The organism is Salinilacihabitans rarus (assembly GCF_024296665.1).
Taxonomy (GTDB): domain Archaea; phylum Halobacteriota; class Halobacteria; order Halobacteriales; family Natrialbaceae; genus Salinilacihabitans; species Salinilacihabitans rarus.
In genome coordinates, this window is sequence record NZ_CP100762.1 from 3,589,807 (window position 1) to 3,610,296 (window position 20,490).

Annotated in this window: 22 protein-coding genes and 1 tRNA gene; 9 read left to right on the forward strand and 14 right to left on the reverse strand. The window is 67.5% G+C overall.

The window, feature by feature from the left end:
• The first annotated feature begins 41 nt into the window (after positions 1–41).
• The 5 genes from NKG98_RS18795 to NKG98_RS18815 all read left to right on the forward strand — a co-directional run bounded on the left by NKG98_RS18795 (position 42) and on the right by NKG98_RS18815 (position 6,439).
• Positions 42–2,144 (forward strand): alpha-amylase family glycosyl hydrolase, encoded by a 2,103-nt coding sequence (locus NKG98_RS18795; RefSeq protein ID WP_254767658.1) that lies wholly within the window; start codon positions 42–44, stop codon positions 2,142–2,144.
• A 43-nt stretch (positions 2,145–2,187) separates the two neighbouring features.
• On the forward strand, positions 2,188–3,255 hold the full coding sequence (locus NKG98_RS18800) for a TrmB family transcriptional regulator (protein ID WP_254767659.1): 1,068 nt from the start codon (positions 2,188–2,190) through the stop codon (positions 3,253–3,255).
• A 39-nt stretch (positions 3,256–3,294) separates the two neighbouring features.
• On the forward strand, positions 3,295–4,257 hold the full coding sequence (locus NKG98_RS18805; protein ID WP_254767660.1) for an ABC transporter ATP-binding protein: 963 nt from the start codon (positions 3,295–3,297) through the stop codon (positions 4,255–4,257).
• Positions 4,254–5,027 carry an ABC transporter permease gene (locus NKG98_RS18810; RefSeq protein WP_254767661.1) on the forward strand — a complete coding sequence of 258 codons (774 nt, stop codon included), beginning with the start codon at positions 4,254–4,256 and terminating at the stop codon, positions 5,025–5,027. Before NKG98_RS18805 ends, NKG98_RS18810 begins: the two co-directional genes overlap by 4 nt.
• Before the next feature lie 167 nt (positions 5,028–5,194).
• Positions 5,195–6,439 (forward strand): LVIVD repeat-containing protein, encoded by a 1,245-nt coding sequence (locus tag NKG98_RS18815; RefSeq protein ID WP_254767662.1) that lies wholly within the window; start codon positions 5,195–5,197, stop codon positions 6,437–6,439.
• 101 nt (positions 6,440–6,540) lie between these two features.
• Here NKG98_RS18815 and NKG98_RS18820 read toward each other — a convergent pair whose 3' ends face one another.
• Together NKG98_RS18820 and NKG98_RS18825 are read right to left on the reverse strand one after the other, a co-directional pair.
• Entirely contained in the window at positions 6,541–6,987 is a 447-nt protein-coding gene (locus NKG98_RS18820) for a pyridoxamine 5'-phosphate oxidase family protein (protein ID WP_254767663.1), read from the reverse strand.
• Between the two features lie 50 nt (positions 6,988–7,037).
• Positions 7,038–8,060, reverse strand: a complete 1,023-nt coding sequence (locus NKG98_RS18825) for a Gfo/Idh/MocA family protein (protein WP_254767664.1) — start codon at positions 8,058–8,060, stop codon at positions 7,038–7,040.
• Between the two features lie 147 nt (positions 8,061–8,207).
• On the opposite strand from NKG98_RS18825, the gene NKG98_RS18830 reads away from it, so the two are divergent.
• On the forward strand, positions 8,208–8,363 hold the full coding sequence (locus tag NKG98_RS18830; RefSeq protein ID WP_254767665.1) for a hypothetical protein: 156 nt from the start codon (positions 8,208–8,210) through the stop codon (positions 8,361–8,363).
• A gap of 16 nt (positions 8,364–8,379) precedes the next feature.
• Here NKG98_RS18830 and NKG98_RS18835 read toward each other — a convergent pair whose 3' ends face one another.
• From NKG98_RS18835 to NKG98_RS18860, 6 genes are all read right to left on the reverse strand, one after another.
• Positions 8,380–8,991 carry a DUF420 domain-containing protein gene (locus NKG98_RS18835; protein ID WP_254767666.1) on the reverse strand — a complete coding sequence of 204 codons (612 nt, stop codon included), beginning with the start codon at positions 8,989–8,991 and terminating at the stop codon, positions 8,380–8,382.
• 54 nt (positions 8,992–9,045) lie between these two features.
• Positions 9,046–9,324, reverse strand: coding sequence for a DdfA family disk-determining factor (gene ddfA, locus NKG98_RS18840; RefSeq protein WP_254767667.1), 279 nt, complete (start codon positions 9,322–9,324; stop codon positions 9,046–9,048).
• 485 nt (positions 9,325–9,809) lie between these two features.
• Positions 9,810–10,688, reverse strand: a complete 879-nt coding sequence (locus NKG98_RS18845) for a hypothetical protein (protein WP_254767668.1) — start codon at positions 10,686–10,688, stop codon at positions 9,810–9,812.
• Between the two features lie 213 nt (positions 10,689–10,901).
• Positions 10,902–11,123 (reverse strand): hypothetical protein, encoded by a 222-nt coding sequence (locus NKG98_RS18850; RefSeq protein ID WP_254767669.1) that lies wholly within the window; start codon positions 11,121–11,123, stop codon positions 10,902–10,904.
• Positions 11,124–11,552: 429 nt separating this feature from the next.
• Positions 11,553–12,461: a universal stress protein gene (locus tag NKG98_RS18855; RefSeq protein WP_254767670.1), complete on the reverse strand. Its 909-nt coding sequence runs from the start codon at positions 12,459–12,461 to the stop codon at positions 11,553–11,555.
• A 99-nt stretch (positions 12,462–12,560) separates the two neighbouring features.
• Positions 12,561–13,637: a CNNM domain-containing protein gene (locus tag NKG98_RS18860; RefSeq protein ID WP_254767671.1), complete on the reverse strand. Its 1,077-nt coding sequence runs from the start codon at positions 13,635–13,637 to the stop codon at positions 12,561–12,563.
• A 140-nt stretch (positions 13,638–13,777) separates the two neighbouring features.
• On the opposite strand from NKG98_RS18860, the gene NKG98_RS18865 reads away from it, so the two are divergent.
• Entirely contained in the window at positions 13,778–14,338 is a 561-nt protein-coding gene (locus NKG98_RS18865; RefSeq protein WP_425504368.1) for a YqaA family protein, read from the forward strand.
• 353 nt (positions 14,339–14,691) lie between these two features.
• Here NKG98_RS18865 and NKG98_RS18870 read toward each other — a convergent pair.
• Positions 14,692–14,764: transfer RNA gene (locus NKG98_RS18870), tRNA-Gln, on the reverse strand.
• A 190-nt stretch (positions 14,765–14,954) separates the two neighbouring features.
• Between NKG98_RS18870 and NKG98_RS18875 the strand changes: the two genes are divergently transcribed.
• Both NKG98_RS18875 and NKG98_RS18880 read left to right on the forward strand, forming a co-directional pair.
• Positions 14,955–15,221 (forward strand): hypothetical protein, encoded by a 267-nt coding sequence (locus tag NKG98_RS18875; RefSeq protein ID WP_254767672.1) that lies wholly within the window; start codon positions 14,955–14,957, stop codon positions 15,219–15,221.
• A gap of 155 nt (positions 15,222–15,376) precedes the next feature.
• Complete coding sequence (locus NKG98_RS18880; protein WP_254767673.1) at positions 15,377–15,547, forward strand: FmdB family zinc ribbon protein; 171 nt, start codon at positions 15,377–15,379, stop codon at positions 15,545–15,547.
• A gap of 27 nt (positions 15,548–15,574) precedes the next feature.
• Here NKG98_RS18880 and NKG98_RS18885 read toward each other — a convergent pair whose 3' ends face one another.
• The 5 genes from NKG98_RS18885 to sufD form a co-directional block, all read right to left on the reverse strand.
• Positions 15,575–16,006, reverse strand: coding sequence for a metal-dependent transcriptional regulator (locus tag NKG98_RS18885; RefSeq protein ID WP_254767674.1), 432 nt, complete (start codon positions 16,004–16,006; stop codon positions 15,575–15,577).
• A gap of 82 nt (positions 16,007–16,088) precedes the next feature.
• The gene (locus NKG98_RS18890; RefSeq protein ID WP_254767675.1) at positions 16,089–16,583 is read right to left on the reverse strand and encodes a ferritin-like domain-containing protein; all 495 of its coding nucleotides are present in this window, start codon (positions 16,581–16,583) and stop codon (positions 16,089–16,091) included.
• A 145-nt stretch (positions 16,584–16,728) separates the two neighbouring features.
• Positions 16,729–18,012 (reverse strand): outer membrane protein assembly factor BamB family protein, encoded by a 1,284-nt coding sequence (locus tag NKG98_RS18895; RefSeq protein ID WP_254767676.1) that lies wholly within the window; start codon positions 18,010–18,012, stop codon positions 16,729–16,731.
• Between the two features lie 173 nt (positions 18,013–18,185).
• Positions 18,186–19,169, reverse strand: a complete 984-nt coding sequence (locus tag NKG98_RS18900) for a hypothetical protein (RefSeq protein WP_254767677.1) — start codon at positions 19,167–19,169, stop codon at positions 18,186–18,188.
• Between the two features lie 108 nt (positions 19,170–19,277).
• Complete coding sequence (sufD, locus tag NKG98_RS18905) at positions 19,278–20,489, reverse strand: Fe-S cluster assembly protein SufD (protein ID WP_254767678.1); 1,212 nt, start codon at positions 20,487–20,489, stop codon at positions 19,278–19,280.
• Position 20,490 lies beyond the last annotated feature (1 nt).

Consider the following 20,490-nt stretch of genomic DNA (forward strand, 5'->3'; position numbering starts at 1 on the left):
CATCCCAAAGCGATAAAGCGGTGCCGCCCCACCTGCCGCGTATGGACCATCCAGGCCCGCCGCGGTTCTGCGCCGTCGGCGAGACGGTCGAACTCGCGCCGCGAGCGCCAGATACCGAGGCGACCTACGAGTGGACGGTACGCGACCGCCCCGACGGGAGCGACGTCTCGGCGCCGGAGGCACCCGTCTGGCACCTCGAACCGGACGTCCCGGGCACCTACCGGCTCGAACTCCGGACGCCCGAGGACCGGTTCGAACAGCGCGTCCGCGCGTTCCCCGACCCGCGCGAGTCCGTGGCGTTCGAACGCGACCGCGACGCCCTCCCCGAGCACGACCCCGAGGAAGTCTCCGTGCTCGGCCCGTTCAACGAACACCTCGCGGGCCGCGACCGGCCGACCCTCGAGGACGGCACTTACGTCTACGAGGTCGACCTGCCGCCGGGGCGTCACCGTCACGCGTTCATCGTCGGCGAGGACTTCGAGAACGCCGTCTGGGACGAACTGGAGGTGCCCGGTCCCGGACGGCCGCGGGTCCGCCTCGACGGCGAGCGCGACGGCGACGAGGTCGTCGTGACCGCCGACGCGGTCCCGGGGACCGACAGCGAGTCCGACGCCGACGACCTCGCGGTGGAGTTCCTCGTCGACGACCGCGACCCGCTCGCCGACGACGACCTCGTCGTCGAGGGACACGAGGCCCGCGTTCCGCTCGCGGCCCTCGACGACTCGGTTCGCGTCCACGCGGTCGCCGTCGGCGAGCGCCACGGCGTGGCCGACCGCCTCGCGGTCGCCCCCGACGGGAGCGTCGACCGCGTCAACGACCCGCCTGAGTGGGCCCGCGACGCCGTCGTCTACGAGATTTTCGTTCGCTCGTTCACCGACGCCGGCACCTTCGAGGCGCTCGAACGCCGGGTGCCGTACCTCGAATCGCTGGGCGTCGACTGCGTCTGGCTGACGCCGATCCTCGAGAGTCCGACCGACCACGGCTACCACACGACCGACTACTTCGAGACGGCCGCCGACCTCGGAACGCGTGCGGAGTTCGAGTCGTTCGTCGAGCGCTGCCACGAGGCGGGCGTCCGGGTCGTCTTCGACCTCGTGATCAACCACACCGGCCGCGAGCACGCCGCCTTCGACATGAGCGCGGCGCTCGTCGACGGCTACGAGGACTGGTACGTCTGGGAGCCCCTCTCGGAGTCCGGCGTCGACCCCGCGGCCCTCGCGGACGGCCGCGAGGACGGCGGCCCGCCGGCGCGGACCCGCGAGGACGGCCGGGTCGAGGTGGCACAGCACTACTTCAACTGGCGGGGCATCCCGAACGTCGACTACGACTCGCTGGCCGTCCGCGAGTTCTTCCTCTCGGTGATCGACGAGTGGGCCGACGTCGTCGACGGCTTCCGCTGTGACGTCGCGTGGGGAGTCCCTCACGGCTTCTGGAAGGAGGTCTCCGACCGCGTCACGTCCCGCGACCCGGAGTTCCTGCTGCTCGACGAGACCATCCCCCGCGACCCCGACTACGCCGAGTCGGAGTTCGACGTCCACTACGACACCACCCTCTACGGCGCGCTCCGGGACGTCGGCAACGGCGAGCGCCCCGCCGCCGACCTGCTCGAGGCCGCGACCGCCCCCGAGCGCGAGGGGTTCCCCGACTGGTCGCTGCACATGCGCTACGTCGAGAACCACGACGAGTCGCGCTACCTCGACGAGTGTGGCGCCGACGCCCAGCGGGCGGCCGTCGCCGCCGTGTTGACGCTGCCGGGCGTCCCGATGATCTACTACGGTCAGGAGCGGGGCGCGACCGAGTACCGCGGGACGATGCCGTGGGAGGGCGACGCCGCGTCGACGGCGTTCCACCGCCGGCTGGTCGCCGCCCGCCGCGACTCGCGGGCGCTCTCGCGGGGTGATCTCGTCCCCGTGGCCCACGAGTCCGACGCCGAGGGGGCCGTCGCCTTCGCCCGCGAGGCCGACGGCGAGGCGGTCGTCGTCGCGCTGAACTTCGGGGCGGAACCGGCGCGCGTGCGCGTCGACCGCCCGCTCGCGGCGACCGACCTCGTCTCGGGCGACCCGCTCGACGCCGAGCGCGACGGGGACGCGACCGTCCTGTCGGTCGCCGACGTCGTCGTCGCGCGGGTCGACGACGGCCGCTGAACGGAGGGAAGCCTTCTTACCGGCCGGCGGGCCAACGAGTGGCATGGACGACACGACGCTTTCGGACCGGCTCCGACAGCTTGGGTTGTCGGAGAAGGAGATCGCCACCTACCTGACGATCCTCGAACACGGGGAGGCGAAAGCGAGCACCGTCGCCGACGACGCCGGCGTCTCGAAACGCTACGTCTACAGCGTAAGCGAGAAACTCGACGACCGCGGGTTCGTCGAGGTGCTCGACCACGCCGTGCCGACGACGATCCGGGCGAACCCGCCCGAGGAGGTCGTCGCCGACCTGACGAGCGACCTGCAGGCGCTCGAACCGGCGCTGGTCGACCGCTACGGCGACGCCCCCGAGCAGGAACGGGAGTTCGAGGTGATCAAGACCCGGACGACGATCCTCAAACGGATCAAGGAACTGCTCGCGCGGGCCGAAGACGAGGTGACGGTGTCGATTCCCGCGCCGCTGCTCGGGGAGGTCGAGGATCGGCTGCGCGAGACGGTCGACCGGGGCGTGCTGGTGATCCTGCTGGTCACCGGCGACGGCGACGGCACCCTCGGGCCCGAGCGGTTCGACGGCGTCGCCAGCGTCGTCCGCGTCTGGGAGGAGAACGCCCCCGTGATCGTCACGGCCGACCGGCAGTTCGGGCTGTTCGCGCCGAACGAGATGCTCGTCCGGACGAACGCCGGCAAGCAGGGGATCGCCATCGCACAGGCGCAACTCGTCCCGATCATCGTCGGCTCGTTCTTCGGCAACTACTGGCCGATGGCGACCCAGGCGTACGTCACCGACCCCGTGGACCTCCCCCGGACGTTCACCGGCTTCAGACACGCCGTCCTGCAGGCGACGCTGCACCTGGAGGTCGGCGACGAGGTCCGCGTGAGCGCCGAGGCGCGGCCGGTCGGCACCGACGACGAGTACGGCGCCGTCGAGGGGACGCTCGTCGGCGTCCGACAGGGGCTGATCGAGCCGACGCGGGACGTCTTCGCCGTCGAGAACGCCCTGATCGTCGAGACCGACGACGGCGAGCGGGTGAGCGTCGGCGGCGAGGGCGCGTTCGTCGAGGACTACGAGGCGCGGACGGCGACGCTCGAACCCGCCGTCCCCGAGTAAACCGAACGGCTTACCCCGAACCGGCCGATAGCCGCTCGCATGGAAGCCGTGGTCGCCGCCGAGGAGCTACGAAAGACGTACGGCGAGACGGTCGCGCTGGCGGGGGTGTCGCTGTCGGTCGGACGCGGCGAGGTGTTCGGCCTCATCGGCCCCAACGGCGCCGGCAAGACGACGCTCGTGCGCGCGCTGACGGGGACGACGACGCCGGACGCGGGCGCCGCGCGGATTCTGGGCGAGTCGCCGGCGGCCGTCGACCGCGACCGACTGGGCGTCCTGCCGCAGTCGTTCGCGCCACCCGAGCGACTCACTGCCCGCGAACTGCTCGCCTACTACGCCGGGCTCTACGAGGACGCCCGCGACCCCGACGACGTCCTCGCGGACGTCGGCCTCGCCGACGCCGACGACACCTGGTACGAGAAGCTCTCGGGCGGCCAGCGCCGGCGCGTCTGCGTCGGCACCGCGCTCGTCAACGACCCCGACGTGCTCTTCCTCGACGAGCCGACCACCGGCATCGACCCCGCCGGGCGGCGCACCGTCTGGCGGCTGATCGAGGACCTCGCCGACGCCGGGACGACCGTCTTTCTCACCACCCACGACATGGCCGAGGCCGAACGGCTGGCCGACCGCGTCGGCCTGCTCGCCGACGGCGACCTCGTCGCGGTCGGCGCGCCGGCGGCCCTCGTCGCCGAACACGGCGGCGCGAGCCGGCTCGTCGTCGAGACCGCGGCCGATCCCGACGAACTCGCCGCGCTCGGCCACCCCGTCGAGCCGCGAAACGACGGGCTCGTCGTCCGCGAGGTCGAACCGGCCGAGATCGGCCGCGTCGTCGACGCGCTCGACGACCGCGGGATCGAGTACACCGGTCTCTCGTGGACCGAGCCGGATCTTGAGGACGTCTACCTCGCGCTGGCGGGCGAGACGGAGCGCCTGCGGACCGCCCGGGCGACGGCGCCGTCGGCGGCGGCGCCGGCGGACGCCGCGGCCGGAGGTGAGCGGCGATGACCCGGACCGGGCGCGTCCGTGCGGCGGCGGGCGCCGAGTGGCGGTCGTTCGTCCGCCGGCGGACGGCCGTCTTCTTCACGTTCTTCTTCCCCGTCATCCTGATCGTCATCTTCGGGGCGCTCGTGCGCACGGACCCCACCGGCGGCGGCCTCTTCGCCGAGCCGCCGGCGTACTACGTGCCGGGCTATCTCGCCACCGTCGTCCTCTTCACGCCGCTGTCGCGGCTGGGCAGCGAGGTCGCCCGCCACCGCGAGGACAACCGCTTCGAGAAGCTGGCGACGACGCCGCTCTCCCGGGGGGAGTGGCTGCTCGCCCAGACGGCCGTCAACGCGGCCATCATCGGCATCGCGAGCCTGCTCATCCTCGCGCTGGTCGTCGCGCTGACCGGCGCCGAGATCGCGTTCTCGGCGCTGCTCGTTCCGTACGTGCTGGTCGGCGTCGTCTGCTTCTGTGGCGTCGGCGCGTTGCTGGGCAGTTACACCGACTCCCGCGACGGCGCCGTCGCCGCCAGCAACGCCCTCGGGCTGCCGTTGCTGTTCCTCTCGGAGACGTTCGTCCCGCTCTCGCAGCTCCCGGGCTGGTTCGGGCCCGTCGTGAACCTCTCGCCGCTGACCTACTTCGCCCGCGGGGTTCGGGCGGCGACGTACCCCGCGGCCGGAACGCCCGCCGTGGCCGGCGTCGACCCGGTTCTCGCCAACCTCGCCGTCCTGTCGGCCCTCGCCGTCATCGCGTTCGCGCTGGGCGCGCGGTCGATCCCCCGGACGGACTGAGCCGGCGGCGATCGGTCGGGAGTCGGGTGGCCGGGCGCCACGCTCGCGTAACGCCGCCGTTAGATGCGTAGTCTACCACGTACCGGTTAATATAACCAGTGAATAGTTGCATCCATCGCGTTTCGGGGACGAATTCACGTGTGCCGACGAAGTATACGCTCTCCGAAATGTTCCGAACCCGTGACTGTACGACCCGTCGAACGGTGCTGAAAGGACTCGGCGCGACCGCGGTCGGCCTCGGTGCCGTGGGTTCCACGGCGAGCGCGAATCGGGGAGGTGGCGACCGGAGCCCGCGGCTGGAACTGGTCGGCCACACCACGCTCGGCGCGTGCGACGGCGCGAACACCCACGGCGCCGTAAACGAGGACCTCGATCTCGCCGCGGTCGGATCGTTCGTCTTCGGTAACAACGAATTGCGCATCATCGACATCTCTGACCCCTCCGACCCGGAGATGGTTTCGACGATCGGCACGGACCCCGAAGGCCACTCCAGCGACATCCGTAACTCGGACATCCATCCCACGAAACCGTGGGTGTTCACCGCCAACGAAGGCGGAGAAGATGCCGGTTGGGCCATCGTCGATGCGAGCGATCGTACGGATCCCACTCGCTTCGGCCCGTATACGGTCGAAGACTCCGAAAGTGGCGCCCACAACGTCCAGACCTTCGGCGAAGACTACCTCATCACGGCGGGCCACGGGCGCGGGATCGTCGTCTACGACATCTCCGATCCCGGGGACCCCGTGGAAGTGTCGAGCTTCGAGGAGGTCCACGTCCACGCCGCGCACGTCCGCGGTGACTACGTGTACCTCGCCGCCTCGGGCAATGGACTGTACATCCTCGACATGAGCGACCCCGAGAGCCCCGCGGTCGCTGCATCGTTCGACTTCGAGGAGGAGGAAGGCCAGGACGCCCCCCTCCGATGGGCCCATCATTCGGTCCCGCATCCTTCAGAAGACATCGTTCTGGTCGGCGAGGAGATCGGTACGGGCGAACCGGGGTACAAGCACGTTATCGACTTCGACCTCGACACCGGCGAGACGAACCTCCGATCCTCGTTCCAGTTCCCACAGCACGCCACCATGCCGACCGGCAAACAGGGCTTCTGGTGGACCGGACACTTCTCGGACTGGGGTGTCGGCGATCAGGAGGACGTGCTGTTCAGCGGCGATTACAAGGCCGGTGTCCAGGTGTTCGACCTCTCGGACCCCGACGACCCCGTACGGATCGACCAGTACCTGCCGACCGAGGGGATCGGCGAGGTTCGCCGCGAGGACCCCGCACGGCTGGGTCTGGTGGACCACGTCCCGTTCACGTGGGGCGCGGAGAGCCAACTCGCGGGAGACAGCGGCCGCGTCTACGTGTCCGACGCCACCACCGGCTTCTACGTCCTCACCCTCGAAGGGTACTGAGACCCCGCGGTCCCTCCGCTACCGACGACTCGCCACCGCGGACGGACCGACGCCTGCCCCCGACGGCGGGACGACGCCGACGGGTCGCCGGCGACCGGCCGCTACTCGGACGCTCGCATCCGCCCGGAGTAGTCCCAGCCGTACACCGCGTCGGGATCGATCGCGATCCGCACCTCCTCCCTGCCCTCGGCGAGCAGTCGGTCGGCCAGCGGCGAGTCCGTCCCGCCGAGGTAGCGTTCGAGCAACGCCCGCAGCAGTTCCTTCCCCTCGTCCGGCGCGACCGCCGCGGTGCCGCGGCCCCTGACGCCGCGGTAGGGCGGCTCGTTCGTCGACACCTCGAACGCGACGCCGGGGTCCGACTCGACGTACTCGACCACGTCGGCGCTCGCCGACGTCGCACAGTGCAGTCGGCCGTCGCGGTACAGGAACCACAGCGAGAGCATCCAGAGGTGGCCCGACGGCGTCCGGCAGGCGACCCTGACGGGGACCGCGGTCGCTTCGAGGAACGCCTCGACCTCCTCGCGGGCGAGACCGCCGCGTACGCGCATGGGCGTCCCAACGTGCCGTCGGGACAAAAATCGGTGTCCCCTGCGGACCGTCAGGCCGCCTCGTCGATCAGTTCGCGCACGTCGACGCGCCTGCCCTCCCGGTCGGCGGCGTAGGCGGCCTCGGTCAGCGCCGTCACCTGCAGGCCGACGTCGGCGGGGACGGCCGGCTCGGTGCCGCCGGCGACCGAACTGAGGAAGTTCTCGAGTTTCGCCGTCGTCAGCGTCGTGAAGTCCGTCCGGGCGTCGACCACGCTCTCGTAGACCGCGGCGCCGCGTTCCGCGAGGCGGATCGTCTCGCCGTCGAAGGTGACCCGGCCGTTGGTCCCCCAGATGGCGTACCCCTCCGAGGGGACGAGGTCGACGCCGTCGCCGCTCACCGTCACCCCCGCGATCACCGGGTCGCCCTCCCGGTCGAGTTCCACCGAGAGCGCGCTGTTGACGTCGATCCCGGGCTCGTCGTACTGCATTCGGGCGGAGACCGACAGCGGCTCCGTCCCGGTGATCCACAGCAGCGCGTCGAGGAGGTGCGAGCCGGTGTCGTACAGCTGTCCGCCGCCCGACAGCGCGGGGTCGACCCGCCAGGTCCCCTCGTGGAGGCCGACCCAGTTCTGTCCGAGGTAGGCGTTCGCGGCGTGGATCCGCCCGAGGCGTCCGCTGTCGACGAGGCGCTTTACCTCGGTGAACCCCGGGTGGAAGTGGCGCTGGTAGCCGACCTCCAGGGTCAGCTCCCGATCGCGGGCCAGTTCGACCAGTTCCACCGCCTGATCGACCTCGGTCACCATCGGCTTCTCGAGGTAGACGTGGACGCCGGCTTCGAGACACGCCCGCGCCTGCTCGTAGTGGAACGCGTGGGGCGTGACGATCAGGGCGACGTCGACGTCCGCGCCGTGGTCCTCCAGCATCGACTCGTGGTCCTCGTAGGCCGGCGCGTCGAACTGTCGTTCGAACACGCGGCGGGCGTCGGGCGAGACGTCGGTGCCGGCGACGACCTCGACGCCATCGAGGCTCGCCAGCACCTCCAGTTCGAGCTGTCCGAGCCCGCCGAGACCGATCGCCGCCGCGCGGAAATCCATACGCCTACTCGGGTATCCGGCGAGAAAAGCCCTTCCCGGCCCGTCAGTCCGCGAAACGGTCGATCACCGACGACCGTCTTTGTTCGTAACCGGTCGATGGTGAGCCCTACCGGAAGCTACTCGCGTCACGGCGTCGTCGGTCACCGCATGCCCACGTGCCCCGGGTGCAAGCGACGGCTGACCCACGAGGAGGTGCTCGACCACCTCCGCTACTGCAAGTGGGTCTGGAGCGACCGTCCACAGGAGGAGTCCCAGTGGTGCGAACGGCTCGTCGTGGAGATTCGCGAACGGGACCGGGAGTGAGTCGACACCACCCGCGCTACGGCCACAGTGCGGGCAGGATCGTCGACATGAACTCGTACTCGTAGACGTGGTTGAGCAGCAGGTAGGTGACGGTCCCGAGCACGAGGCTCAGGATCCACGCGCCGGCGGCGATCCGGCCGACCCGGGCGTGGCTGGTCCGGCGCAGTTCCGCCGGGGTGTGGGTCAGCCCGAGGATGAGCGCGTACAGCACCACGGGGACCGCGAGGATCGACAGCAGGATGTGGATCGCGAGCATCGAGATGTAGGCGTACCAGACCGCCGTCGAGACGCCGACGATCTCCTTCTCGCCGCCGCCGCCGACGCGCACGAGGTAGACGACGAGAAACAGCAGGATCAGCGTGAACGCGCCGATCATCGCCGCGCGGTGTTTCGCCACCTCGCCCTGTCGGATCCAGTACCAGCCCGCGACGAGCAAGACCGTGGTCAGGGCGTTGATGACCGCGGTCGCGTGGGTCAGCGCGTTCACTTGCGCGTTCGTCAGGTCCGGATAGATCGGCACGTCGAGGACGAACGTCCCGACGACGAGGGCGTAGCCGACGACCGTCAGGAACACGGTCACCCCGAGCGGGTTCTCCCGAAGCCGTCGCCTCGCGTTCGCGGTAGCCATCGTCCCCCGGTTAGGAACACCGCCGTATGTCTCTTGCTCTTTCCGACCCCGGGCTCACTCGGCTTCGAGTTCGACGGCCCCGCCGTCGGTGACCGTCACGCGGTAGCCACAGAAGGTGAACGTCACCCGGCCGTTCGCCCGCGGCGTGCCGTCGTGGCGGTCCGCGAACAGCGCGTCAAGCGCTTGCGGGTCGACGACCTCGTGGAGGGCCTGATACTCGGGCGGACACAGTTCCTTCGGCGGCACGCCTTCGGCGTCCGCCACCGCCTCCACGACCGCGTAGCTCGGCGTCCCGAGGTACGTCGCGTCGGCTCCGTCCCCCCCGTTTTTCATCGTTGTAGGTGGGTTCCGAGGCGGGTGGAATAAAGCTGTCCTTCTCCGTCCGCTCGCGCCGGTCTCGCGGGCGTCTGGCCTTCGATTTCGAAGTTCGCCGCCACTCCGCGACGAGTCGCTCGCCCGGGTAGACGGTGGCCTCGCCGTCGACCGACACCCTCGCCATCGCCCGACCGCCGACGCCGAGGTCGCCCAGCGGCAGTTCGACCGTCTGACCCGTCGAGAGCGTCAGTTTCGTCCCCGATCGCGTCGATCGGGCCGTTCGGGTTCGAGCCGTGCGTGGCGCCACGTGCCGCGAGACGTTAGTGTATCACTGACTCCGGACGGCCGCGGCGGCGCGGGTCGCCGGAGCGACGGACGTATCGGTCGGTTCCGTTACCGTCCGCGGGGCGGTCCCGCGACCTGGAACCGGAACGACCGAAGCGAAGTTCGCGGAAGAGCCTCCGGCCGTCGTGTCACCGATCCGAACGCACTTCCGCGGGCCGTCAGTTGCCGCTGGCCTCCACCGAGGCTGGTTCGATCGGCAGCGTTGGCGCCTCTTCGAGGTCAAATTCGAACCAGAACGGATCGGTCTTTATCGTGTCCGTGAGTATTCCCCCTACCGTCGCCCGGTTTCGTAGCGCGCCGTGAACGGTCGCCATCCCGCTCGGGACTTCGAGGACGAAACTCACCCACTTGTTGCCGGTCGTCGCGGCGCCCTTCCGAAACGTCCACCGGGGATTGTTCGTCCCGTGGCCTGAGGGGGTGATGACGGGACTGACGTACTCGAACGGGATCATAAACGACACCTCGAACCCCGCCAGTTCGACCGACGTGAATTTGAGCGTCGGGGAGATCGTCACCTCGGTTTCGATCGTCCGTTCTTCCTCGACTTCTCGGGGGTACATGTCACGGACGACGGCGTTTTGCGTCCAGATGGTGAAGTCCACATCGAGCGATCGGTACCGGTTGTACCGCAGCGGTTTCTCGACCGTAAACGGGAACAACACCCCGTAGTAGTCTTTTTGCGGGTACAGGCGATTGGGAAGTTGCCCGATCATCGGTTCGCCGACCGTGATCACTCCCTGCGGGATCACTTCGACCGGCATCGGAGTGAACCGGCCAACGGGCCCGCTGAACTCGTAGGACCGCCTGTCGTCGACCGGCCGAACGGTCGTGCTTCTGACGTTCCGTTGGCCGTTCACTCCGTCTTCGGTGCTCAACAGCGTCTGCAGGTCGGCGACGTCGGGGTCGTCGACCCCGACTTCGTCGAGCGCAGCGGAAACTTCGCTCAAACTGGGCTCCTCGCTGTAGAGCGTGAGTTCGCCCATCCGTCTCTCCTCCGGAATCGGTTCCTCCGCTTCGAACGGTCTCCAGATCTCCATCGTCTCTCACCTCCGAGGGTGGAGGAGTGGCTACCAGAATCGAGGGTAAATATGTTGCTTGAACGTCACGATTGGACGGATTTCGGCCGAGAGCGAGGGGACGCTACTCGCCCCGCGCCCGTTCGTCGGAGACGCGGTCCGGACGAGGCCCCGGCGGGTCTCTTTCCCCAGAACGTCCAGACGGGTAACGTTTCGCACCGGACTTTTACAGTTTCACCGCTCGGCGGAATACGATGCGTCGTACCGCCGGTACAGCGCGGTGCAGACGGCGAACACGACGACCGCGCCGACCGCTACTCCCAGCCACGCTCCGTACGGAACGTCGAGCGCGGTGAATACCTCGGCGACCGCTCTCCCACCGATTCCCATAGCGAAGATGACGGCGAAACCGAGGGCGAACCGCGTAACGAAATTCTCTTCGACGGGGTTTGTCACGCGAGAGGAGACGAGAGGCCGACGTATAACCGTTTGGACACGAGAGGAAGTTAGTGAGACGGCGTTTCACTTCACGTGAGGAGGCTTCTGTGTGCACAGCGGATGGCCTCACTCCTCTCGAAAAGTAGCCTCGATAAACGACTGCTGTCCTGCGGTTGTTCGGTTAGCTAAAGACGGATGGTCGTCGAGGTAAGGAGTCGAGGGGAACCGAATTTCGCCAGTGGGTCCACGAAAGAGAGATCGACGATCCAGCGATCGACTGAGCAGGAGTAGGGACCTGCTCGTTTGGGTCAACTCGACTTCACACCGTCGTCTGACCGGTGTTTCGCTCCCTTCCTTCAACAGCGAGAGAGTCCCGCCTGTGGAATGGCCCCGATCGGAAGAGTTCGACCGACTGCAGGTGTAGGAAAAGTCGTGCCGACAAGCCAATCACCCGTCTGAACGATGTGGGCTTCGATTCTCCGTCTCAGGCATCGACTCCGGAATCGTCAGCACCGGAACTGGCGCCGTGCGGATGAGCTTTTCGGTGACGCTTCCGAGCAGATATCGCTCAACGCCAGTTCGTCCGTGTGTTCCCACGACCACGAGATCGATCTCGTGGTCGTCGATATACGACAAAATACCGCGAGAGATGGCCGAATCAAACTCGAGTGCCTCAACAACGGATTCGACGGACTCCGCCTCAGCGAGCCCAGCAGATTCGGCCACTATCTGCTTCGCTCGTTCTTCGATCGCGTCGACTTGGTGTTCGGAGTAGACGTCGGCACCGGGACTCGTTACGTCAACCACAGAAAGAAGATGGAGCGTTGCCTGTGTTGCAGTGACGAGGTCGATTGCGTGTTCGAGCGCTGCAGTTGCACAGTCGCTCCCGTCAGTTGGAACAAGTACGTTCTGATACGGATACCGAACGGCCGTGTCGTCCGGCCGAAGCGTAAGGACAGGGGTTGTCGTCTGTCGGATGACCCGGTCGGTACTACTCCCGAGGAGCAATTGCTGTAGCCCGGTTCGCCCCCGCGTCGGCATCACGATGAGGTCGATCGAGAGTTCCTCGGCGTACGTCGTGATCGTTTCCGGGACCGCCCCCTGAATAACGTCGGTCACGGTCGAGACGTGACGCGCTGTTGCGCGTTCTGCGAGTTCGGCCACGATCTGTTCGCCTTCGCGTTCGAGCACGTCGACGACCTCTCCTCCAATCCGCGTAACGCTATCGCGAGTCGTATCGGCGACGTGCAACAGATAGAGCGTTGCGTCCTGTGCCTCCGCGAGGGCGAGGGCGTAATCAAAAACTTCGTTTGCCCCCTCGCTCCCATCGGCCGGAAACAGAATGCGGTCGTACATACCATGATCGTCGTGGGGAGTTCGTAAAAACACCCCACACTGGGGTAGTCCATAGACGACGTACCAGAACCCGTGTAGCAGGAAAGGGAGGCGGTCGTCTCATCGTGAGGCGTCCGCTCGTTCCTGGAATTCGATATCGATCGGATCTTCGATATCCCCCATCACCGCCTCGAGTAGATCCGTTACAGTCACGAGCCCGACGACGTCACCGTCCTCGATTACGAGCGCGAGTTCCTGGTTTTCCATCTGGAACTGGTCGACCGCGTCGCTGACATCGGCGTCGGGAGAGAGCGTCATCGGCGGGGCCGCCAGTTCGGCGAAATCGAGGTCACCCTCGGCCAACTCCGCACGATACCTGAGGAGGAGTGGCGTATAGATGATGCCCTGAAAGTCGGTCACCTCGTCGCCAACCAGTGGATAGCGGGTCTGCGGGTGGGTTTCCATCTTCTGGAAGTTCTCTTCGGGATCGGCTTCGGTGGACAGGGCGATGATCTCCTCGGGTGGGACCAGCACCTCGCGAATCGGCTGTTCGCCGATCTGAAACGCGTTCAGCACTTCCTCGCGCCGTTCGTCGGAAAGGTCCCCTTCGTCGAGGAGTGACCCGAGTCGGTTTCGAAGGTCGGCCCGGGACTTGATGACGTCTCGTTCGGTCTCGCGCCAGGCGCCCGTCATCTCGATGCCGAACAGCCTGAGCGTCTGCTTTGCAACCCAGTCACCGAACCAGATCGCCGGAGCGAGAACCTTAGCGAACCAGTACAGCGGTCGCGCGCCGTACTTACAGACCTGTTTCGACCGTTCGACGCCGAGGTACGTCGGTGTTTGTTCGCCGTGGGTGAGATGGACGAGATTGATGAGCAAGAACCCAAGCATCGAACCAGCACCGGCCGAGGCAAGTACCGTGTTTTCAAATATCGGCTCGAATACCGCTGCTAAGCCCGGCTCGGCGACGATTCCCAGTGCGATACTCGTCCCGGAGATCCAGATCTGACACGTCGTGAGGTAGAACTCGAGATCCTCGGTCATCTCCCAGGCGAGTTCGAGTGATGGCGTGTCGAACTCCGACTCCGGATACTGTCGGGCGCGGGTGAGGCCGAACTCGATGGCAACGAAAAACGCGTTCAATCCGATAAGAAGAACTCCGGCCACTATCCGGCCGCTAATTTCGAGAGGCTCCATCAGCATCGCGTAGTAGGGGGAGATACAAATGAGTGGGGTAAAACGGATTCCGATCGCTGGCAGTGGGAGCTACCGTTACATACTCGGTACACGAGAGACATAGGAGATACCGACGGGAAACACCGGAGTCACTCAAACCGATGGCAGCTGAACTATCGCAACTCGCACTTGAAACGCCACTCAGTATCGGCGTCGACAGCCTCGAGACAGTTGTCGAGTCGGCGACAGGCTGGCCCGGAATGGGCATCGTCTTCGCATACTCGTTTTTGATCGCGTTCGCGCTCCCCGGTCCGAGCGAACTCGTCCTCGTTGCGCCGCTTGATCTCGGGCTCCCGTCATGGGCGAGTCTCGCGAGCGTCATGCTGGTGAGCGCGACCGGAAAGGCTGCCGGAAGCATGTTCGCGTTCCACATCGGTCAGGAGGTCAAACGGTCTGGACCAATCACGCGCTGGTTACGAGAGTCGAGATGGGGCATCATGGAGTGGTCCGAAAAACGATCCGTTCAACTCGCACAGCGGTACGGATACGGCGGACTCGCACTGGCCCTCTCCGTTCCGTTTTTCCCCGATACGATCTCGATCTACGCGTTTGCCGTTCTCGAACGGAATTACGCGAGATTCGCGATCGCGACGTTTCTCGGAAGCCTCGGCCGGCTTCTCGTCACCCTCGGATTCTTCGAGGGCCTCTCGACGGTATTCTGACCGCTACCGAAGCTTCGTATACGATCGGTGTGCGGCTACGACGCTGGCGAAACAGTCCGGTCGATGGTAGACGCGGCGGCGCTGGTCCGTCGGATCTCGGTGGGAGACGAGGAGACCGCGGTCGACGAAATCGGGCCGACCGCCGTCGCCATCGTCGTCGCCGTCCGATCCTGCCACCGGGACGCCCTCAGTGCGTTCCCCACCTTGGGGTTCGGGTTCAGTCGCGTAGACGACGTCTTCGGCTTCCTCTTCGAGTTCCGGGCGTTCACCGATAATACTGCAAGGAGCGGTCGAGCGAGTCGCCCGAGACGTCACGCCTCGGCACCTCCGGAGGACTATGTGAAATTTTTGAGTAGTCCCGGGCGGATTCGAACCGCCGTCAGCGGCTCCAAAGGCCGCTATGATTGGCCCCTACACCACGGGACTTCGGTCGCTATCGCTCCCGTAGTCCCGTGAGGATCGCAGTTCCCCGGGAACTGCTCACCACCACGGGACTGCGGGCGTCGTCGCCTCCGCACTCGCGGGATAGTCGACGGTCGGACAATAGTGTTACCTTTTCGCCCGGCAGACGTCCGTCTGACTGACGTTCATTACCCTCGAGGTGGTCGTCCGGAGCATGGCGTCGGACTACTCGCGGGCGTCGCCCTCGACCGAGGGGGCGGCGTCCGTCGGCACGGCGTTGCACGTGGCGGGTGCGATCATGTTCGCGAGCGGGGCCGCGACCGGACTGCTCGCGGACGCACCCCTTGCGGCCGCCGCGGCCGTCCCGTACTACGTCTCGGCGGCGGCGGTCGTCTCGCTGGGGCTGGTCGCGAGTCTCGCGTCGCTCCGACGACGGGACGAACGGCACGGGCGGCGACCCGACGACGGTCGAGCGCGGTAACCGGTCGACGCGGCGGCGCTCGGCCGGCGGCCACGACGAACCGACCGGCGATGACGGCGCGGCTGACGCGCTATCTCGCCCCGTGAGCGGCTGAACAGGCGGTTACGCACTCGATAACTATACTTGCATCACTGTTTTGCAGTGATAGACTTCGGATGTCGATTACCCGACGGGTCAAGCGGTTCATCGGGGGTGGCAACCCCGACGGGCCGTACGAGTGTGCGAACTGCGGGCGGCGGTTCGAGTTGAACCGACAGTCCTGTACGGGGTGTCAGTCCTACCGGATCGAACGCGTCACCTACGACGACCTCCTCGGTCTCGAGTGATCGGTCCCGGTCGGGGCCCGAGCGCGGTCAGCCCGCGCCGCCGGCCTCGGGTTCGAGGTACGCACAGCAGTCCGTCTCCGGGTCGAAACAGTCCGGACACTCCCCGCGGCGGTCGATGATGGTGTCGAGGCGTTCGGCGACGGTGTCGTCGATGACGCTCTCCAGAGCGCGGGCCTCCTCGCGGAACTCCTCGACTTCGAGGACGTTCGCGAGGAACCGTTCGATGATGCAGTACGTCTGGAGGGCGTCGTGGGCGCGTTCGAGTCCCTCGTCGGTCAGCCGCGCGCCCTTGTACTTCTCGTGTTCGAGCAGCCCCCGGGATTCGAGTTTGCCGATCATCTCGTTGACGCTCGCCGGACTCACCTCGAGCATCTCCGCGAGCGTGCCCGTGGAGGCGGGGCCGTCTTCGATGCGCTGGGCGAGGTAAACCGCCTTCAGGTACTGGTCTGCCGTGTTCATCTGCTCCCTCCGTCGGTGTCGGTCGCGCGCTTCGTCCTCGCCGCGTCCGTTCGCGTCGCGGCCGCGTTGGCGTCTCGCCCAGTCATGCTCGTCGCTCCATGAGTTCGGTGACGTCCTGGACGCCCGCTTTTTCCTCCTCGCGGATCGACTCCAGCGTCTCCAGCAGCCGGTCGCGGTCGAGCGCGAACTCGGCGTCGGAGGCCTCGACGGCCTCGATCAGGTCGTCGTAGAACTTGTAGGCCGTCTCCTCGTTACATAGCTGATCGTAGAGGACGCCGTCGGTGTCCTCGGGCGGCCCGTAGCGGGCGTCGACCAGCGCGTTGATGTCCTCGTAGGAGACGGTCTCGGCGTCGAGTTCGTCGATCAGCGCCTCGAGGCGCCGGCGGTGTTCGGCGGACTCCTCGGTCGCCTCGGCGAGGAGTTCCTGTACGTCGTCGTCGACCGCCGCCCGCTCCTCGTCGGGCAGCGACTCGATGTGGTGGGCGGCGCGCGACTCGACGACCTCCTCCAGCACCACCCCGATCTGCAACAGCCGGGCGAGCTGGTGGTCGTTCGAGACGCGCTGTCCCAGACTCATAGACGTCGTTGGTCGCTGATCCTACTTAACTTCCCGCTTTCCGAGGGGGCGGTGTTTCGTTACGCGCGAGAAGCGAGGCAGGACGATTTTCTGGTGGTCTGTGCCAGAAATCGGCCGCCCCAGTGGGGGTAGCGGCTGGATCGACTTACGGGTCGTCCCGTCGATCCAGCGCGTAGATACCCTCATCCGTCGCCACGAACACGGAGTCACCGACGAGATAGTTCCCGATCTCCCCGGGGACCGACCCCTCCCACGTCCGCTCGCCGTCCGGAGCGAAACTGGCGAGTCGGTTTCCGTCGCCGTGGACGAACACGGCGTGGTCTTCCGAGACGTCCTCTTCGGCGACGGACACCGACCGGATCGAACCGCTATCGAGCGACTCGCTCCAGCGTTCGTCGCCGGTCGCGGCGTCGAGGGCCCGGAGTCGGTCGGTGCCGACGTACGCCACCTCGTCGTGGAGGGCCACCCGTGGTCTGTACTCCGGGTTCGGGTGTTCGATCGGTCCCAGCGTCCAGTCGCGGTCGCCGGTCGCGAGGTCGATCGCGTCCAGCCGAAACTCCCGCCGCCCGTCCGCGGTGCGATCGCGTTCCGCGAGCAGGAACAGTCGGCCCGAGGCGATGCCCTCGACCTCCGGCGATCCCTCCACCTCTTCGAACTCCCGTCGCCACCCCTCGTCGCCCTCGGCGACCGCGGCGACCCGATCGAAGGTCACGACGTACGCGACCCCGTCCGCGATCACCGCCCCCGTAACGACCTGGTCGCCGGCCGGTTCGTACCGCCAGCGCGTGTCCCCCGTCTCTCGGTCGAGTGCGACGAGCGCGGCGTTCGTCTCGACGGAGACGACGTCGCCGACGTCGGCGATGCGCCACGGATGGGACTCCCCCTCGCCGAGATCGCGGTCCCACCGCGTCTCGCCGGTCGCCGCGTCGAGGGCTCGCACGGGGCCGGCGTCGTTGGCGACGTAGACGACGCCGTCGACCACGAGCGGACGGTGGTGGCCGGGATCGACGTCGCGCGTCCACCGCTCCTCGCCGTCGAGTTCGAGCGCGGTCAGGTCCGTGCAGTCGTCGTCGGTGCAGTAACCGAAGTAGACGCCGTCCGAAATCGTGAGGTCCGTGTCGGAGTCCATCCCGCCCGCGCCCCCGTACGTCCATCGCTGGTCGCCGGTGTCGGCGTCCAGTGCGACGATCTCCCCGTCGGCCGCCGGCCCCGAGTCGGGGCTCTCACCGCCGGGGAGATCCCCGGCGGTCCGCTCTCGGACGAATACGGCGCCCTGCGAGACGGCGTCGATCTCCCCACCCACGTCGTATCTCCACTGGTACCCGTCACCGTCACCGGCGCTGGTGACGGTATCCAGACAGCCACTCACTATCGGACTACCGGCCAGCCCGAGCAGTCCTGCACGTTCGAGGATCGTTCGCCGTTTCATAACTATTGGTTAGAGTCGATGGAATAATGGGTCTTTGGCAAGTAAAAAATCTAGTTGTTTCATCAGCATATTCGAAGCCCTCGATCGTGATTTCCCGATCGGGGAGTGTGAGTACCTTCTCTGTTCCTGAGCGGTGACGGGGCCGACGGGCGAGCGGACGGGACGACACCGACTCAGCTCTCGAACCGCCACACGCGGGCGCCGTCGCCGCCGTCGACCGCGTCGACCTGCCGCAGCGCCTCCTTGACACAGCGCCACCAGCCGTCCGACGTCTCGTAGCCCGCGGGACACTCCTCGTACAGCGCCTCGACGAAGTCCGACTTGCGCGCCCGGCCGACGTCCCGGAGGTACGCGACCGCCCGCCCCGCCGCCTCGCGGCGGCGCTCGACGACCTCGGCCGAACGGCCGGGCACCGACAGCGATTCGAGGTCGACCACGTCCTCGCCGGGGCGGACGTCGCTCGACAGTCGCGTCGAGGAGTCGTACGTGAGCCCCGTCTGGACGTCGCGGTTCAGGCGTTTTCTGGTCTTCGCGACGGCCCGCCGCGAGAGTTCGTCGAGGCGGTCGACCTCGACGGTCCCGAGGACGCCCGCGTCCTCCGCGACGGGGTCCTCGCTGATCCGGTCGACGCGCTCGGGCGCGAGGTGCATCGAACTGACGCCGTCGGCACCGTCGCCGGTCCCGTCGGGCGCGTCGCGCCCGCCCGCCTCGTCGACGGCGTCGGCGTCGGTCGAAGTGGCGTCGGCGGGCCGCTCGCCGTCGTCGCCCGCGTCCGCGGCCTCGGGGGATTCCCCCTCCGAGGCCCGCCAGACCGTCGTCTGCGGGGAGCCGCGAACCCGGACCGTCGGGTCGCTCTTCGGCCGCGTCCACCCGCCGTCGGCGTCCGTGCGCTTCTCGGCTCCCGTCGCCGCGTCGTCGGTCGCCGCCGTCGCCCGGTCGGCGTCCTCGCGTCCGTCCTCGTCCGCGGCCGTCCCCTCCGGGTCGGCGGGCCGGTCGCGGGCCGACTGCTCGACGCGCGCGGCGTCGCCGTCGATCGCCGCGCGGTTTGCGACGATCCACCGGAGATACGCACGACGGCTCTCGAACCCGAGGAGGCGGCGCTCGACGTCGAGTGCCTCGACGGTCTCGTCGTCCAGTTCGACGGGGATGGTCCGCATCGAACGTCGGTACTCAGCCCCCGTACTAAAAACGCTGTCAGACGGCGCGGCCGCTCGCCGTCGAGGGTGCGGTCGCGTCGAAACGAACGTCCAGCGAAAGAGACGCCCTTACTCGCGAAGGCGCCGGGCGACGAGTTCCTCCAGATCCTCGCGGAGTTCGTCGACCGCGACCTCCTCGAGGACGGGCACGAAGAAGCCCTCGACGAGCATGTTCCGGGCGTCGCGCTCGGAGACGCCGCGGGAGGTCATGTAAAGCAGGTCCTCGGCGTCGATCTGGCCGACGGTGGCGCTGTGGGAGGCCTCGGTGTCGTGGTTGTTGATGATCAGCTTCGGCGAGGCGTCGGCCTCGGCCTCGTCCGAGAGCATGAGGGTGTTCTCGCGCTGGTAGGAACTGGTGTTCCAGGCCTCCTTGCCGACGTCCTGAACGCCCTCGTAGACCGAGCGGGCCTCGTCGTCGGCGACGCCGCGGGTGACGAGGTCGGCCGTGGTGTGCTCGGCGCGGTGCCAGACCTTCGCGTCGAGGTCGAAGTGCTGGTCGTCGTGGCCGAAGAACGCGCCGACGAGTTTGGTCTCGGCGCCGTCGCCGTCGAGTGTCGTCGAGGTCTCGGTCTTCGTGAGCTTCGAGCCGATGTTGCCCTCGATGAAGTCCACGGTCGCGTACGTGTCGGCGTCGCCGCGCTTGACCGTGAAGTTGTACGTCTCCTCGTCGAGGTTCTGCAGCGAACCGTACTGGACCGAACTGTTCTCGCCGGCGACGACCTCGACGATGCCGCTGTAGTAGCGCTCGCCGTCGAGGTCGTCGCCGGTCGACTGGCGCTCTAAGATCGTCACCGAACTCGACTCCTCGGTGACGACGAGCGTGTAGTTGAACAGCGACCGGGAGTTCATCTCGGTGCGGATCGTGACGTCCTCGGCGGCGACGCCCTCGGGGACGTAGACGACGGTCCCGGTGCTAAAGAGGGCCGTCGACAGCGCCGTCAGGTAGTTCTCCTGGGGGTCGACGACGGAGCCGAAGTGCTCGCGGATCAGGTCCTCGTGCTCGGCCAGCGCATCGGCCCACGGGAGGACGTCGGCCTCGTCGGGGCCGACCTGATCTTTCTCCTCGGCGTAGGCGAGCGGGTCGACCAGCGACTCGTAGTCGAGTTCGTCGAGGTTCGTCCAGTCGCGACCCGGCGTGCGGATCACGTCGGGCATGTCGAGGTCGTCGAGCGCCTCGAGCGCCTCGAGTCGGATCTCGAGGAGCCACTCGGGTTCGTCGAGGTCCCCGCTGATCTGCCGTACCTGCTCGTCCGTGAGGTTTGCGTGTACCTGCGTGCTCATG

Excerpts from the sequence above, each read along its gene's own strand:
- NKG98_RS18895 (WP_254767676.1), bottom strand. The coding sequence starts at position 18,012 with ATGAAACGGCGAACGATCCTCGAACGTGCAGGACTGCTCGGGCTGGCC.
- NKG98_RS18800 (WP_254767659.1), top strand. The coding sequence starts at position 2,188 with ATGGACGACACGACGCTTTCGGACCGGCTCCGACAGCTTGGGTTGTCG.
- ddfA (WP_254767667.1), bottom strand. The coding sequence starts at position 9,324 with ATGAAAAACGGGGGGGACGGAGCCGACGCGACGTACCTCGGGACGCCG.
- NKG98_RS18835 (WP_254767666.1), bottom strand. The coding sequence starts at position 8,991 with ATGGCTACCGCGAACGCGAGGCGACGGCTTCGGGAGAACCCGCTCGGG.
- NKG98_RS18805 (WP_254767660.1), top strand. The coding sequence starts at position 3,295 with ATGGAAGCCGTGGTCGCCGCCGAGGAGCTACGAAAGACGTACGGCGAG.
- NKG98_RS18820 (WP_254767663.1), bottom strand. The coding sequence starts at position 6,987 with ATGCGCGTACGCGGCGGTCTCGCCCGCGAGGAGGTCGAGGCGTTCCTC.
- NKG98_RS18890 (WP_254767675.1), bottom strand. The coding sequence starts at position 16,583 with ATGAGTCTGGGACAGCGCGTCTCGAACGACCACCAGCTCGCCCGGCTG.
- NKG98_RS18830 (WP_254767665.1), top strand. The coding sequence starts at position 8,208 with ATGCCCACGTGCCCCGGGTGCAAGCGACGGCTGACCCACGAGGAGGTG.
- NKG98_RS18810 (WP_254767661.1), top strand. The coding sequence starts at position 4,254 with ATGACCCGGACCGGGCGCGTCCGTGCGGCGGCGGGCGCCGAGTGGCGG.
- NKG98_RS18845 (WP_254767668.1), bottom strand. The coding sequence starts at position 10,688 with ATGGAGATCTGGAGACCGTTCGAAGCGGAGGAACCGATTCCGGAGGAG.
- NKG98_RS18815 (WP_254767662.1), top strand. The coding sequence starts at position 5,195 with ATGTTCCGAACCCGTGACTGTACGACCCGTCGAACGGTGCTGAAAGGA.
- NKG98_RS18900 (WP_254767677.1), bottom strand. The coding sequence starts at position 19,169 with ATGCGGACCATCCCCGTCGAACTGGACGACGAGACCGTCGAGGCACTC.
- sufD (WP_254767678.1), bottom strand. The coding sequence starts at position 20,489 with ATGAGCACGCAGGTACACGCAAACCTCACGGACGAGCAGGTACGGCAG.
- NKG98_RS18875 (WP_254767672.1), top strand. The coding sequence starts at position 14,955 with ATGGCGTCGGACTACTCGCGGGCGTCGCCCTCGACCGAGGGGGCGGCG.
- NKG98_RS18795 (WP_254767658.1), top strand. The coding sequence starts at position 42 with ATGGACCATCCAGGCCCGCCGCGGTTCTGCGCCGTCGGCGAGACGGTC.
- NKG98_RS18860 (WP_254767671.1), bottom strand. The coding sequence starts at position 13,637 with ATGGAGCCTCTCGAAATTAGCGGCCGGATAGTGGCCGGAGTTCTTCTT.
- NKG98_RS18885 (WP_254767674.1), bottom strand. The coding sequence starts at position 16,006 with ATGAACACGGCAGACCAGTACCTGAAGGCGGTTTACCTCGCCCAGCGC.
- NKG98_RS18855 (WP_254767670.1), bottom strand. The coding sequence starts at position 12,461 with ATGTACGACCGCATTCTGTTTCCGGCCGATGGGAGCGAGGGGGCAAAC.
- NKG98_RS18825 (WP_254767664.1), bottom strand. The coding sequence starts at position 8,060 with ATGGATTTCCGCGCGGCGGCGATCGGTCTCGGCGGGCTCGGACAGCTC.
- NKG98_RS18880 (WP_254767673.1), top strand. The coding sequence starts at position 15,377 with ATGTCGATTACCCGACGGGTCAAGCGGTTCATCGGGGGTGGCAACCCC.
- NKG98_RS18865 (WP_425504368.1), top strand. The coding sequence starts at position 13,778 with ATGGCAGCTGAACTATCGCAACTCGCACTTGAAACGCCACTCAGTATC.